Origin of the sequence: Curtobacterium sp. VKM Ac-1376, assembly GCF_015351025.1 — a bacterium.
In the GTDB taxonomy this organism is placed as follows: Bacteria; Actinomycetota; Actinomycetes; order Actinomycetales; family Microbacteriaceae; genus Curtobacterium.
Genome location: NZ_JADKRV010000030.1, coordinates 1 through 13,415, shown reverse-complemented (window position 1 = coordinate 13,415; position 13,415 = coordinate 1). Strand labels below are relative to the sequence as shown.

Annotated in this window: 10 protein-coding genes and 3 pseudogenes; 3 read left to right on the top strand and 10 right to left on the bottom strand. The window is 62.3% G+C overall.

The window, feature by feature from the left end; genetic code table 11:
• The 3 genes and pseudogenes from ITJ56_RS18620 to ITJ56_RS17620 form a co-directional block, all read right to left on the bottom strand.
• A pseudogene (locus tag ITJ56_RS18620) lies at positions 1-248 on the bottom strand (hypothetical protein); the annotation flags it as partial.
• A gap of 129 nt (positions 249-377) precedes the next feature.
• Positions 378-1,430, bottom strand: coding sequence for a BLUF domain-containing protein (locus tag ITJ56_RS17625; RefSeq protein WP_194631935.1), 1,053 nt, complete (start codon positions 1,428-1,430; stop codon positions 378-380).
• A 604-nt stretch (positions 1,431-2,034) separates the two neighbouring features.
• Entirely contained in the window at positions 2,035-2,466 is a 432-nt protein-coding gene (locus tag ITJ56_RS17620) for a helix-turn-helix domain-containing protein (protein WP_194631934.1), read from the bottom strand.
• A gap of 347 nt (positions 2,467-2,813) precedes the next feature.
• Between ITJ56_RS17620 and ITJ56_RS17615 the strand changes: the two are divergent.
• Positions 2,814-2,988, top strand: a pseudogene (locus ITJ56_RS17615) (transposase); the annotation flags it as partial.
• 188 nt (positions 2,989-3,176) lie between these two features.
• On the opposite strand, the gene ITJ56_RS17610 reads toward ITJ56_RS17615, so the two are convergent.
• A complete protein-coding gene (locus tag ITJ56_RS17610; RefSeq protein ID WP_228518162.1) occupies positions 3,177-4,091 on the bottom strand; it encodes a family 43 glycosylhydrolase in 915 nt (304 codons plus the stop codon).
• A 500-nt stretch (positions 4,092-4,591) separates the two neighbouring features.
• Between ITJ56_RS17610 and ITJ56_RS19160 the strand changes: the two are divergent.
• Positions 4,592-4,678: pseudogene (locus ITJ56_RS19160) on the top strand (carbohydrate ABC transporter permease); the annotation flags it as partial.
• Between the two features lie 514 nt (positions 4,679-5,192).
• Here ITJ56_RS19160 and ITJ56_RS17600 read toward each other — a convergent pair.
• The 6 genes from ITJ56_RS17600 to ITJ56_RS17575 all read right to left on the bottom strand — a co-directional run bounded on the left by ITJ56_RS17600 (position 5,193) and on the right by ITJ56_RS17575 (position 11,798).
• Positions 5,193-6,158, bottom strand: a complete 966-nt coding sequence (locus tag ITJ56_RS17600) for a glycoside hydrolase family 43 protein (RefSeq protein WP_194631932.1) — start codon at positions 6,156-6,158, stop codon at positions 5,193-5,195.
• Positions 6,151-7,023, bottom strand: coding sequence for a hypothetical protein (locus tag ITJ56_RS17595; RefSeq protein ID WP_194631931.1), 873 nt, complete (start codon positions 7,021-7,023; stop codon positions 6,151-6,153). Before ITJ56_RS17595 ends, ITJ56_RS17600 begins: the two co-directional genes overlap by 8 nt.
• 133 nt (positions 7,024-7,156) lie before the next feature.
• Entirely contained in the window at positions 7,157-7,936 is a 780-nt protein-coding gene (locus ITJ56_RS17590) for a carbohydrate ABC transporter permease (protein ID WP_228518165.1), read from the bottom strand.
• A gap of 32 nt (positions 7,937-7,968) precedes the next feature.
• Positions 7,969-8,928: a carbohydrate ABC transporter permease gene (locus ITJ56_RS17585; RefSeq protein WP_194631929.1), complete on the bottom strand. Its 960-nt coding sequence runs from the start codon at positions 8,926-8,928 to the stop codon at positions 7,969-7,971.
• Positions 8,929-8,989: 61 nt separating this feature from the next.
• Positions 8,990-10,246, bottom strand: coding sequence for an ABC transporter substrate-binding protein (locus tag ITJ56_RS17580; RefSeq protein WP_194631928.1), 1,257 nt, complete (start codon positions 10,244-10,246; stop codon positions 8,990-8,992).
• Positions 10,247-10,277: 31 nt separating this feature from the next.
• Complete coding sequence (locus tag ITJ56_RS17575) at positions 10,278-11,798, bottom strand: alpha-N-arabinofuranosidase (protein ID WP_323749862.1); 1,521 nt, start codon at positions 11,796-11,798, stop codon at positions 10,278-10,280.
• A 255-nt stretch (positions 11,799-12,053) separates the two neighbouring features.
• Between ITJ56_RS17575 and ITJ56_RS17570 the strand changes: the two genes are divergently transcribed.
• On the top strand, positions 12,054-13,145 hold the full coding sequence (locus tag ITJ56_RS17570) for a LacI family DNA-binding transcriptional regulator (RefSeq protein WP_194631927.1): 1,092 nt from the start codon (positions 12,054-12,056) through the stop codon (positions 13,143-13,145).
• The last annotated feature ends 270 nt before the right edge of the window (positions 13,146-13,415 follow it).

Sequence of the window (13,415 nt, the reverse complement as noted above, 5' to 3'; positions counted from 1 at the left end):
ACGAGCCGGTCAACCGCCTGGGTCGCAGCGGCGCTGGTCACCCCAAGAACGCCCGCGAGATCCGTTGCGCGTGCCGGGGTGCCAGCGGACTCGCGAGCTGCGAGGAACTGGACGGCATGGAAGTCGCTCGCGCGGAGGCTCATTCGAACGCGAGCGCGAGTCTGAAGCATCGTCTCCGCCGCCCGCAGTCGATTCACGGACTCCAGCAGCAGCACCCCGGTCGGGACCGCCTCACCGTGCTTCGCCATCCCCGCCTCCGTCCCCGCACTCAACGACTCCACGGTCAGGGTCGCGGTCCGAGGTTGTCTCCCGTACAGGTCAGTGTGGCAGTCCGGGCCGATGGTTTCCTCTGACCGAATACCCCCCGACTGAAGTCGCTACTGGGCGCCGGCGATGGGGATGTCCCAGTAGCTCGGCTGCTCGTACTGCTCCGACCACCCACGTCGTATCCGCGCGGCCGCGCGGTCGAACGCGTCGACGACGTCGGTATCCGACGTGAGGAGCGCCTGCAGGCGGATACCGTCGTAGAGGGCGAGGAGCTGCTGCGCGCCCCGGACCGGGTGCATCGTCGCTGGCTCCCGTCCGGCCCGCACATCCTCCTGCAGCGCGGTGCGGATCGTCTCCCGGAATTGCAGGTACGCCGACCGGTAGTAGTCGGCGCCCTCCGTCGACGGATCCGCCGAGGACGCCAGCGTTCCGGCGATCAGGCGCATCAACGCTGGCTCTTCCGCGTGGGCGGCGAGGAGGGCGCGCAAGAACGCCACCGTGCCCGTCTCGGCTGCCATCGGCAGCAGGGGCGCGGAGACCGCGCTCGTCCACCGCATAACGGTCGCTGCGAGTAGAGCGTGTTCGGATGGGAACAGCTCCAGGATCTCGGCCGGGCGCATCCCCGAGCGCACGGCGACGGCTTCCAGAGAGAACCGAGTCAGGCCGCCGTCGTGGATCGCCGCGATAGCGCCGTTGATCGCCCGCGTGCGCGGGATCTCCTCGTCCGCAGCGTTCTGGTTCGTCAGCGGTGCCAGCGGGTGCTTCCGGAACCACTCCAGCAGCGCACGGGCCCGAGAAGCGCCGAAGTCCCGGTCAGTCGGACCCCCAGCACTGAAGAGGTCACGGAACCCGGGCACATCGCGCATCAGTGGATCAAGGGTCTGGAACGCCATCGACCAGTCAGGGAACGACCGCTCCGTGATCGGTTCATCGAGCAGGACCCGCACGTTCGTGTGCCGTGGATCCGCTCTGACCTGCTCAAAGCGTTCCGCGACGACGTCGTCCTCGCCCTCGATGATCCCAATGCAGTTCTCGTCACGGTGCGCGAGCATGCCCGTGACACCGAGCCGCGTGTTCTTCTCGCGCCCAACCGCCAGAATCTGGGCGAGCTCGGAATCCGTGATCGGACGGGTCTGGGTGCTGGTGTACACGAGCGACCGCATGCTCGTTCCTCCTCGTGGCTCCTGCCTCATGGTCACTTTCAAGTGAACCGAGCAGGCTCGGCGACCACAACCCCACCTTCGGGACCGTCGCCAGCATCCGCAACACCTCGCACCTCATCCGCCCTACGCCGAAGAGCACCGGATCCTTGACCAGAACTCAAATCTGTAGAACGATGCGGACACGACGGCACGCAGAGCACTGGAATCAGCATTGCCGTCCACACAATGAGGTGTAGTGGAAGCGCCGCCGTGTCGAACCCCCGAATCGACACGGCGGCGCTTCCTGCAACGGTTTTCTCTCCGAACGGTTCCGGTCCTCGCTGATCGTCGCTGACACCCCGGAACGTCTGTTTCACGCGTTGCAGGTGCGGAAGCCGCAGCCCCCGAAATGGTAGGCACAGCAGCTCGCGGACTGACGGTGGCGTGCTGACGAATACCGCGACCGAGTGTTCCGGTGTGCCCGCGATGGCTTTTCCAGCGGATGACGACAGCCGTGGCGAGAGCGACGCCGGTGTTGAGCGGGTCACCTTCCACTGTGGCGGAGATCCTCCTCCGACCCGCGGGCCAGCAGATCTCGTGACGCGTACTAGCTGCCCGGAGCCGTTCAGCGCTGCCGAGGGGTTCGGGCGAGAGCACGGGCGAGCTGCTGCGCGGAGGAGAAACCGGCCCTGGCTGCCCGTTCGGTCACCGTCAGCGTCTCGATGGCTTCGAGCTGGTTCGCTTCGGCGAGGCGGCGGCGTTCGATCTCACGACGTGGTGCGGTGCCCATCCGCTTGAAGGTGTCACGGAGGGTTGTCTCGGACACCGTCAGTTCCCTTGCGAGGCGTTCGACGCTGAACGCCGGGTCGCGGAATCCGGTCTCGATCGCGGCTTGCGCGGCCATGAAGAGCCCGTCGCGGAGCTGGCCGATGTCCTTCGGTCGGCGAGGAGCGTTCTCCTCGAGCGCGGCGGCGAGGAAGTTCTCGAACGAGAGGGCGAGGTGGCGCCGCCCGGCGCCGGTGGCTGGCGGAGAGGCCTGCAGCAAAGTGTTGGTCATCGCCATCAGCATCTGAATCCCGGCCCCCGTGGCGGCATCGGCTCACCGTATTGAAACCGGCCCTTCCCGGGCTGCAGGAACGTCGGCTCGAGGTACCAGACGAACCGGGACGTCTCGGAGACAGTTCGGGCTGTGGTAGGCGCTTCCCCGCTGAGGAGAACCAACGAGCCCGATTCGGCGGGGACGAGATCGCCGTCGACGTCGAACTCGAACCCGCCCTCCATCGTCAACACGAGGTAGGTGCGTTCGGGCGCGGTCGTGAGCGCGTACCCGGCGGAACGGGACCACGCATGTCCGACACCGAACCGGGGATGCTCCAGCGTCTCGGCGACGAGAGTCTTGTCGATCGGACACTACGACGGCGGCGCGAGGCGTTCCTCGCATACTTCACCACGAGCCGTGCGAACAACGGCGGTACCGAAGCCGTGAACGGGATCATCGAGCTCAACCGCCGACTCGCGAGAGGATTCCGCAACCGTCTCAACTACCGGCTCCGCGCTCATCGCCGCCGGCGGCCTCACGCGGTGTCTGTGGGGTTGTCGCCCCGCCACTGTTCCTGACTCGGCAGGCCCCGAAGCCGTAGTTGACGGGGCGATAGGTGACCGGTCTGCCGCCGTGGGGTCCCCGCCGTTTCCGGTGACCTTGCTGATGACGTCGTCGACTCGCCCCCCACCGCAGGGACGGACGGCACGATGGGCCGGCCGCCGGGCTCAGGCGCGAACCCGCGCCTCCACGGTTGGGTCGACCGGATCGAGCAGGCCGTTCGCGCGGTGGACGAGCGGCGCGAAGCGGACCCGGCGGTGGAACCCGTCGCCGCGCTCACCGAAGAAGTGAAAGGCGATCACCCACTCGTCCCGCCCGTGGACGCGCGCGATGGAGTGGTGCCCGGTGCCGAGGATTCCGCGCCCCGGCGCCTGCTCGAGGAGCACCCCGCGCTCCGTCCAGGGGCCGAATGGGCCGGGACCGGTCGCGTAGGCGACGTGGTAGTCGGCGTCCCTGGTGTCGCCGACCGACCAGCTCAAACAGCACCGTTCGCCGCGCCGGTGCACCCACGGGGCCTCGCGGAAGCCCGATGGTGTCGCGGTGCGCACAGCGGCGGCGTCAAAGGAGGTCATCCCGCGATCGAGGCGGACAGTGTTTGCCTCGCCGTTACCCCAGTGGAGCCAGGCGCCTCCGTCCTCGTCGACGAAGACCGCCGGATCGATCGCGCGCCCCGGCAGGGCGCCCGGCGCGACGAGCCGGCGCGCCGTCCCGAACGGCCCCAGGGGGGAGGCACCCTCAGCGACGCCGATCGAGTCGCCGTCCGCGGCGAAGTAGAGGAAAGATTCTTCCTGCGTCACCACGAGCGCGGGTGCCCATGCCTGCCCCGACGCCCACGGCACCCTGCCGTCCAGCGCGAACATCACGCCGTGGTCTTTCCAGTGCACCAGGTCCTGCGAGGTGAAGGCGTGGAAGCCGACGGCGCCCCAGTCCGGTATGCCGTCCGTCGTCGCGTAGAGCACGAAACCGTCGTCGGTCGCAACGAGATGCGGATCGGCAAACCAGCCGGCGATCGGTGAGTGCGGAGTCGGCACCGGCGCTTCGCATCGACCAGGAGTTTGCATGCTGCCGTTAACTGTACTCATGAAGTGTCCATTCGTTACGCCAGCTCAGTTTCACGTAACCGGCACCTACTTGCAGTGAAAGCCACACCGCGGCCGAATTGAAAAGATTGCTCTTATCCCACCGGTCCCCGATGTAGACATACTGACCGGAGGGATCTTGAATGACCACGCTCACCTGTGATTCAAAGGTGCGACTCCCAGGCGGAGCGAAGTCCTGCCATCGAGCCCAAGGGCCTTCGAGGTGCTCGGCTGATGAGTATTTGTTGTCGTTATGACTCCAGCCAGTCAAATCCGGCCCGAACAGGTAGTACAGGCCATCATGCTTGACCAGCGAAGGGGACTCATACCCGTGCGACGCCCCTTCCTTTGTTGTTGTAGCTACGGCGCGCAAGGGGCGGAGGTAATCGTCCGACAGTTCATAGATGTGCAGACCAGACCGCCGGTCTTCGGAGAGCAGGTAGGCTTTACCGCTTTCCTGGTAAACACCGATGTCGCGGCTCTCATTACCGAGCGGCCTGCAGTTCGGCGGGTACCTGATGAACTCAGCCATAGTCGTTCTCGGAGCCGTGGTCGGAAATCTCGTATCCTGTTCGATGGCTGCGTACGCCCGGCTGCTTCCCAAGTACTCGAAAGGTCCTTCGGGAGTATCGGACACCGCGTAGCCGACCTCCGCAAGGGGGTAGTCAGAGCTATCGACGTGAAGAAACATGACGTAAACACCGTCCGGTCGCCGCAGCACCTTTGGGCGTTCGACGACTTGCCCCTGCAGTTCTGGGGTGCTGACTGCTGTCAGGGCATCCCCTCGGAACGTCCAGTTGGCGAGATCCGTGGATGAGTAGGTCGCGACTGACGTGAATGCATCGCCCGTGATCTTGTTCTCTCCCCACGCCCAATACGTGCCGTCGATATTCTGCACGCCGACCCCGTGTAACTGAGCGGTCCTACCGCGATCATCTTGGAAGGTAGTGCCGGGAGTGATGTGCATGTACCGTTTTCCTTTACGAGGACGCAGTATCTGGCGGGGTATGTGATCCAACTCAACGTGATGCTCGAGCATGCGAGACAGCGCCGTACTCGCCGTTCGTAGGGAGCTCGGATGTGGCGGCGCGCGGGCAACCGTGGCTACCTCTTGTAAGCGGCTGTGAGCCGGTGCCACTCGTCGTCCTGTAGTGGGAGGACGACACCGTGCTTCGTGTTTGGTGGGAGGCGGAAATCACTGGGTGGAACAGGGGCCCAGTGAGGTTGTTCCAGAGAGTCGCTCGTGAGTGGAATGTAACCCTGGGGTTGTCTCGAGTACTGGTCAACCCAAAGATTCCACGTTTCGCGCGCGTGATCCCAGAAGATTAGCGGACCCTCCACATCATCGAAAAAATCATCAGCAATCTTGCTGGCTGTGACGCGATAATCTGTCGCGATAAGGCTCGACCCTTCCTCTTGAAAGAGCTTCAGGGACGTTTCGGTCCGTGAGTCGTCCTTTGAGAATCGGTACGTTCGGCCTGCGTGCTGAACGATCGTGGTGTCAATCACACTGCGACCTAGGTCGATCAGGACTTCGCTGGAACTGAATTCGCGGAAGTCGCGAGTTTTGGCTATGAGGACCCGGCTATAGGAATCGTCGCGGTGGTCCGGGTCGTCGGAGGTGTACAGGTGTGATGACCAGTAGACGGAGTAGGTTCCCGTTTCAGCGTCAAAGGTTGCTTCAGGGGCCCAAGCCATGCCGGCTTCAGGCGGAGCGACCTCTGCCAGCCACGGCTCAGACCACTCGACGAGATCTTCGGATCGCCATACGACGATCGACCGGCTGCCGTGCCGGACGAAGCCATCCCACGTGGCGTCAGATCCCCACACGCGTAGATCGGTAGCAAAGAGGAAGAACTCGTCGGTGCCTCGGACGATGTAGGGATCACGCACGCCTGTGGTTCCCAAGGAGGACTCCAGTACAGGCGCGCCGCCGTTCAGTCGGTACCAACGATGCGGGTCGTCACCCTCGCTGAGCGAAAAGTAGACTCGTTCTCCGTGCGCGTTCGGCGCTTCGACGAAGTGGACGAGCAAGTAGCCGTAGTGGTCGGTGCCGGGGTGCTTAATCACGGACGACTTCCTCCAGTTGACTTGCGAGGTCGAGTCCGATGCTGCGCGGCACGTCTCGGTCCGCGTGCAGTACCTCATCCTGGACGGTGAGCAACGCTACGTGAATCCAACTTCTTCGGTCTGCTTGCGCCATGTCGGCGGCCAATACCGTGCCGCTTTCCACCGGGTGCGTGAAGTAGTAGATGAGCGCACGGTCGTTGTCGAGGGCGACGACGTCCGCGTGGTGTGCGGCTGCGGCATCACTTGGTTGAGAACCAGGATGCGCGAGGATAACTCCGTTGCCTTCAGTCTGCCGAACCCAGATGACCCCATCAGGCGAGGCGTGAACGCCCAGCCCTCGCCATTCATCGGTGATCATCCAGTAGCGCTGACCGAGCTGGAATACGTTCGGACCTTCGTGCCCTGGTAGTCCGATCACGCGTCCTTCGACAGTCCATGACCGGAGGTCATCGCTGACCGCCGCCCATGTTGTCGAGTCGTCGCGTTCGTTCTTATACCAGAGCCGCCATCGACCGTCGGCGCAACGAGCGACCGCGGCATCGATTACCCGTTCACTACCGAGCTCCAGACGTTCCCGAAACTGCCAGTCCCGGAGATTGTCGCTCTCAAACACCTCGATGCCCGCACGACCGCTCCAGTCTGGGTGCCTTCCATCGACAACCGTGAGGAACATCAGGTACCCATTGGGAGTTCTGAGCACTTCGGGAGCCCAAAGCGTGTCGTCAGCGTGCCCAAGTCCCTCCGCTTCCCCGAGATAGGCCCAGGTCATACCGGCATTGCCCGAAACGGCGATTCCTATCCGGGTGCCATGCACCCAGCTGACTCCCTCCCGCGGATCGGTGACACGGCGTTGCGTGTAGAACATCCACCACTCGCTGGTACCTTCTCTTCGAATGACCGTAGGGTCAGTCGCACCATCGAACAAAGGGTCACGGTATACCGGAGCGCTCACTGATGCACCGCCCGGTTCATGGCACAACGCACACCTTCGCTGTTCATCACTTGAGTCCTCCATTGATGAGACCGCTGACAATCTGTCGCTGAGTGAATGCGAAGAAAATGACCATTGGTACTAGCGCGATGACTGACAGGGTGATGAACACCGGCCAATTGGTGGTGAACTGTCCCACTGCGGAATATACCTGAAGCACCAAAGTCTGCCTGCTGGGCGAGTTGATGAACACGTTCGGGGTGATGAAATCGTTCCACACCCACATGGTTTGGAAGACCCCGACCGTAGCGAGGATAGGCCGAATCAAGGGGAGCGCGACCGACCAGTAGATCCTGAAAGCACCCGCTCCATCGATCCTTGCAGCCTCAAACAGTTCCTTAGGAATCGTACGCATGTAGCCGATGATGAGGATGTAGCAGAAAATCGAGCCAGCCATGTACATGACGATAAGCCCGTTGAGGGAATCGACAAGGTGTCCGGAGGATAGAATCTTGTATAGCGGGATGAGGGTCGACTGTCCGGGGATCAGGAATGCGACGATCAGCACCACGCCGAGCAGCTGCGCTATCCGCCCGCGGCCGATGAGTACCCCGAAGGCGGCCATTGAACCCACGACGAGCATGAGCACGATGGAAATAACCGTGACGTACACTGTGTTGAAGAACGATTGAACAATCGGTGTCGATTCGAAAACACTAATGTAGTTGCCAAGATACAGCGATGACGGCAAGCCGAGCGGATTCGCCGTTGTCTCCTGCTGCGTCTTGAAGGTGTTCACCAGCAGATAGTAGAACGGGATCGCGACAACGCAGCTGATAACGATCATCACTGCGCTAAGGATGATGTTCCTGGGACGGATCATGAGTAGCGAGCCTCCAAACGGCGCGAGATCGCGAGTTGTGCGAGGATCACGATCGCAACGGCGATGAGAAAGAGCACGCTGAGCGCGGACGCCCGACCAACATCAGACTGCGCGATGCCGTTCTCGATGATTGCCTGCGTGAGAGTGCGCGTAGCATACCCGGGCCCGCCATGGGTGAGGGTGAAGGGCAAATCGTAGACCTTCAAGCCGTTGGTCAGTAGGAGCAGAGAGCTGATGGAGACCGCAGGCGTGAGTAGCGGAAGGGTGAGGAAACGGAACTCCTGCCAACTCGTCGCCCCATCAATCTTCGACGCCTCGAACATTTCGCTCGGCAACGACTGCAGATAGGCCAGATAGAGCATCGCGTGCCATCCCGTTTGCGCCCAGACGGCCACCAGGATCACGCTGAACTTTGCAAGGCCCTCGTCCGACAGCCAGGGCACCGACCCGACGCCGATCGCGCTGAGGACTGAGTTGATGACCCCGGAACCAAGCGGGCTGAGAATGAACGTCCACACGAGCCCGAGTACGGCGACGCTGGGAACAGCCGGGAAGAAAAACGTTGCCCGCACAAATCCTCGACCAAAAAAGCGTCGATTGAGGATGAGTGCTAGGGGAATGGCTAGAACCGTGACGGCCACCGTGGTGGCAACTGCGTAGAGGAGGGTAAACCCCAACGCGGAAAGCATCGAGCTGTCCGACCAGATACTGACATAGTTCTTCAAGCCTACAAAGGTCGGAGAGCTGACGTAACCGTTGTAATTCGTGAAGCTGTAGTAGAGCGACTCGACCATCGGGACGAGGAAGAGCACGACGAATACAACCAAGACTGGCAGCACGAACCAGTATGGCACGAGCTTGTCCCGATAATGCGCGAGACGTGGGCCTGGCGATAAGGCAGATTTGGTTGCGCGCCCCACATCCGCGTCGGGCGGTCCGCTTGTGATGGTGACCATCGTGAAGTCCAATCCCGGGAGAGGCGGCAGCGGCCCAAGGAGCCGCCGCCGCCCATGACGATTACTTGAGTGAGGCGAGTTTCGAATCGAGCTGCTGCGCGACCTGAGCAGGCGTGAGCTTGCCGTTGATCATCTGCTGCACGAGGGCCGTTGCAGTGGTGGCCATGACGTCGCTGTTGGTCGGCCACGACGTCTGCGGAAGATAGAAGTCGCCGTCACGAACAGCAGTAACGAGCGGGTCGAGCGCCGGGTCCAGCTTTGGCGTGTAATTTTTCGTAGTCGTAATCGCGCCGGTCTCCTTCTGGTACAGCGCCATTGCTTCCTTGCTCTGGAGGAACTGGATGAGCTTCTCCGCGCCTGTACTGTTGTGCGCCTTCGCGTTAATCGCGTATCCGGGTGACACAGCGCCTGCCCAGTATGTGGACGAGTTGCCTGGAACTGCGAAGAATCCGAGCTTCAAATCCGGGTTGGCCTGTTTGAAGGCGCTGAACCCCCAGGAAGCGCCTGCGAACATCGCAACCTTGCCCTGTTCGAACTCCTTTGAGGCTTGATCGTAGGTCGAGCCGGACATCGAGCGGGGGACGAGCCCGGAAGTGTACAGCTCATTGTACTGTTTGAGTGCCGGAGTCCACGTCTTGGCGAACGTCGTCTTCCCCGACCAGATTTCGCTGTCGAGCTTTCCGTCTCGCTTGTCGTTTTCGATGCCGACGAGCGCGTCGATCGTCTGCGGGAGCCCGTCGGCGGCCTCATAGAAGGGCTGAACGCCCGCGTCCTTCAGCTTCGTGCAGAGGTCGAGGAATTCCTTCCAGGTCTTCGGGTGCTCTGAGAAGCCGACCTTTGCGAGGAGGGCCTTGTTGTAAACGATTCCGCCGCCCCAGGAAGACACGGCGGTGCCGTAAATCTTTCCATCTTTGGTGTATGTCTTCTTCGCCGTGGGTGCGATATTCGACATCCACGCCTCGTTCGACTGGTCCTTGGCGAGCTGGTTGTTCATGATCTGCGCCTTGTTCTCCGACGTAATGATGAAGACGTCAGGTGCAGTGTTCGACCCGAGCTGCGTCTGCAGCTTTTGGATGTAGCTGGCGACAGGAGGTGCGTAGGATGCGTCGACGGTATATCCGGTCTGTTTTTTGAACTCGTCAAACAGCGGCTGCATGGTGGCCTTGGTGTCCCAAGACAGCATGGTGACGGCTTTGTCGTTCGAGTTGGTGGTGCCGGCGGACGAGCAGCCGGTCAGTACGACGAGCGTCGAGACGGCAGTGACCGCAAGGACGATGCGACCGACAACGCCTCGGCGTGCTGTGCTGGAAAGCATCATTGCTCTCTTTCTTGTGGGACGGATATGCGGGTTAGGGGCTGGAGGATGTCCCGGTGAGCTGGATCGTGAAGACCGCCCAGGACACCGGTGGCAAGGCGAAGTGCACGCCCTCGTCGAGTGGCACTTGGTGGCGAGTTGGGCGTGGCCGCTCTGAAGCGGTCGCCCGGGCGCGGGGATCGGGGGAGTGCAGGAGCTCCACGTGTGCGGAGGCAACGGCATCCCAGCCTGGAAGGTCGATCGTGACCTTCGTGCTCTCACTGCTGTGGCGGTTGACAGCGAAGATCCGGAGCACTCCACGTGTGTCATCAAAGGTCGAGGCGGCGTCGATGGTGCTCGCTTGCTCGAACCGTTCGCTGTCGACGCGGGGGGCGTCGACAATCGTCGTGAGGACGACGTCGCCCGCCCCGCGCGCTGCCTGCGAGAAGGGGACAAATGTGGTCTGTGCCCACGCGGTGCCGCCGGGCTCGGTCATGATCGGAGCGATGACGTTGATGATCTGTGCCAGGCTGGCTGCACGGACACGATCGGCACGTTTCAGCAGGCTGATGATCATGCTGCCGAGGACAACGGCATCCGCGTAATTGTAGAGATCTTCGAGAATGCGTGCTCCGGTCGGCCATTCGTCCGGGGCAACGTCTTGTAGATGGTCGTCCGTGTACCAGATGCCCCACTCGTCTACGGACAGGTCAACGGTCTTCGTGCTCTTCCGAGCTGCCTTCACATGATCAATGGTGGCGATGACGTCATCCAGGTACCGCTCGAAGTGAGTGGAGGCGTTCAAGTAGCTTTGCAGGTCGCCATCGCGTTCGCAGTAGTACTGGTGAGCCGAGATGAAGTCGACCGTGTCGTAGGACTCTTCCAGTGCGGCACGTTCCCAGTGGCCGAACGTGGCCATGTCTGACGTGGAACTGCCGCAGAGGGTCAGCTGGATGGAGGGGTCCAAGGCCTTCATCGCTCTACCCGCCTGGTTTGCCAGACGTCCGTAGCTCGTGGCATCGGTGTACCCGATCTGCCAGGGCCCGTCCATTTCGTTGCCAAGGCACCACATCTTCACGCCGATCGGCTCAAGCAGGCCGTTCTGGCGACGACGGTCTGCTTGCGCTGTACCACCGGGCATGTTGCAGTACTCCAGGAGATCAATCGCTGCCTCGATACCACGAGTGCCGAGGTTCACGGCAAGCATCGGTTCCGCGCCCGTCAGCGGCACCCATCGCGCAAACTCGTCCAGGCCAAAAGTGTTCGGCTCGGTCGAGTGCCACGCCAATTCCGGTCGTGTCGGACGTAGCGCCTGAGGCCCCGTCCCGTCCTCCCACCGGTAGCCGCTCACGAAATTGCCACCCGGGTACCGGATCGTCGTCACGCCAAGTTCGCGAACCAGGTCCAGGACGTCTTGACGGAACCCCGACGCGTCGGCGTGTTGGTGGCCTGGCTCGTAGACGCCGGAGTAGATGGCACGCCCGCCTTGTTCCAGGAACCCACCGAACAGGCGCCGGTCAAGACTGCCGGTCACAAAACGAGGGCTCACCGTCAGCGTGGCCTCTGACACGGTCACGTCGTGCTCCCTGACCGTGGCGAGCAACTGCGCTGTCGGTGTCTCATCGTGGGTGACCTCTCTGTCATGCCGACGCTCGCGGCGCGCCAGCCGAGTCCACGGTAGGCGCGCCTGCGACGAATGTCAATCGATCACATTCGGGTGGAGCTGCGGTTGCGTCGGACCCTGTCTATCGATACTTTTTGTTCCGCGTCGGGCTGGCCCGAAGTCGTGCCGGGAGGACGGCATGAGCAACAGCGCCAGCCAGGTAGACGCGTGGATGCACGTAAGCTGGTGATGGAGGCGGACGTGACCGATACCAATGAGCCCAGCCCGTCGCAGGGCGCGATCAACCGACGGCCAGCAACGATCCACGACGTCGCTCGTGCCGCTGGGGTGTCCTCGCAAACCGTTTCCCGATACATGCGCGGGTTCGACGGCATGAAACCCGCAACCCGTGCGAAGGTTCAGAGCGCGATCGATGAACTCGGATGGCGACCAAATTCGCTGGCAAGGGCGCTTCGCATGAGCGCACCGACGCGCATCCTGCTATTTGTGCACGAACTGAACGAGTCCGGGCCGAGTAACATCATCCTCGCCGCGACCCGTGCAGCAGCTGCCGCCGGATATACACTCGAGGTCGTACCCCTCGACGCCGATGATGCCGCTTCAAGTGCGGCGACCATCAGCCGAGCGGATCAGACATTTGCGGTAGGTGCTATGGCGTTCGTGCCGAATGAGGACATCGCACGGGTTTTCCGAGAGACACGATTCATCATCCCGTTATTGAGAGAGATCAACGGCGACGGCATCGAAGGGGAGCATGCGCAGGGGCCGCTCGAGCCTGGCATCACGCTGGTGCTCCAGCACCTGCACGAACTTGGCCACCGGAAGATCTTCGCAGTCCACGGCCCCCGGGCGTGGTTTTCCTCTCAGAAGCGCTACCGGGCCCTCCACGCGGCAGCGATGAGCCTAGGCGTGGAGGTGATTGGGGAAGTCCACGGCGATTGGTCCGCGAATTCAGGCTACGACGCTGCTCTGCTGATGCCGCAAGATGCGACAGCGCTTATCGCCGCGAATGACGACATGGCGATTGGAGCTATGTCAGCGCTGCATGACAAGGGACTCGAGATTCCTGCAGATGTCAGTGTCACTGGGTTTGACGACGTGAAGTTGGCGCAGTTTGTGGTGCCAGCACTCACCACCGTGCACGTTGACTTCAGGTCATCCGGCCAAATCGCCATCGAACGACTTCTCGAATTGATTGAAAGTTCGAGCGTGCACCATCGCTCTCAGCCCGTCCCGCAGACTCTCACTGTTCGCGACTCCACGGGCCGGGCACCCGAGAGCAGTTTTCGCCCAGGGTGAAGGATATCCAGCGGCACCGGCCCTGAGTAGGCGGCTCATCTCCCGCGCCGGCAAGTGTGTACGCCCGCACCACTCTCAGGCTGAAGGCATGGGATGTGACCAGCGGTTACCGGGCCTACACTCGCGAGGCTTTAGAGACGAGTGGTGTCCAGAGTCTGAGTAGCCAGGGATACTGGGCTCTTTGACGTGCCCTACGGTCTGGTTACCCGTTTTGCTCTGAAGCTCAGGCGGGGATGGGTGTCGTGGTGAAGCGTAGTTCGTGCTCGATGG

Excerpts from the sequence above, each read along its gene's own strand:
- ITJ56_RS17610 (WP_228518162.1), bottom strand. The coding sequence starts at position 4,091 with ATGAGTACAGTTAACGGCAGCATGCAAACTCCTGGTCGATGCGAAGCG.
- ITJ56_RS17620 (WP_194631934.1), bottom strand. The coding sequence starts at position 2,466 with ATGACCAACACTTTGCTGCAGGCCTCTCCGCCAGCCACCGGCGCCGGG.
- ITJ56_RS17625 (WP_194631935.1), bottom strand. The coding sequence starts at position 1,430 with ATGCGGTCGCTCGTGTACACCAGCACCCAGACCCGTCCGATCACGGAT.
- ITJ56_RS17595 (WP_194631931.1), bottom strand. The coding sequence starts at position 7,023 with ATGTTCTACACGCAACGCCGTGTCACCGATCCGCGGGAGGGAGTCAGC.
- ITJ56_RS17585 (WP_194631929.1), bottom strand. The coding sequence starts at position 8,928 with ATGGTCACCATCACAAGCGGACCGCCCGACGCGGATGTGGGGCGCGCA.
- ITJ56_RS17580 (WP_194631928.1), bottom strand. The coding sequence starts at position 10,246 with ATGATGCTTTCCAGCACAGCACGCCGAGGCGTTGTCGGTCGCATCGTC.
- ITJ56_RS17590 (WP_228518165.1), bottom strand. The coding sequence starts at position 7,936 with ATGATCGTTATCAGCTGCGTTGTCGCGATCCCGTTCTACTATCTGCTG.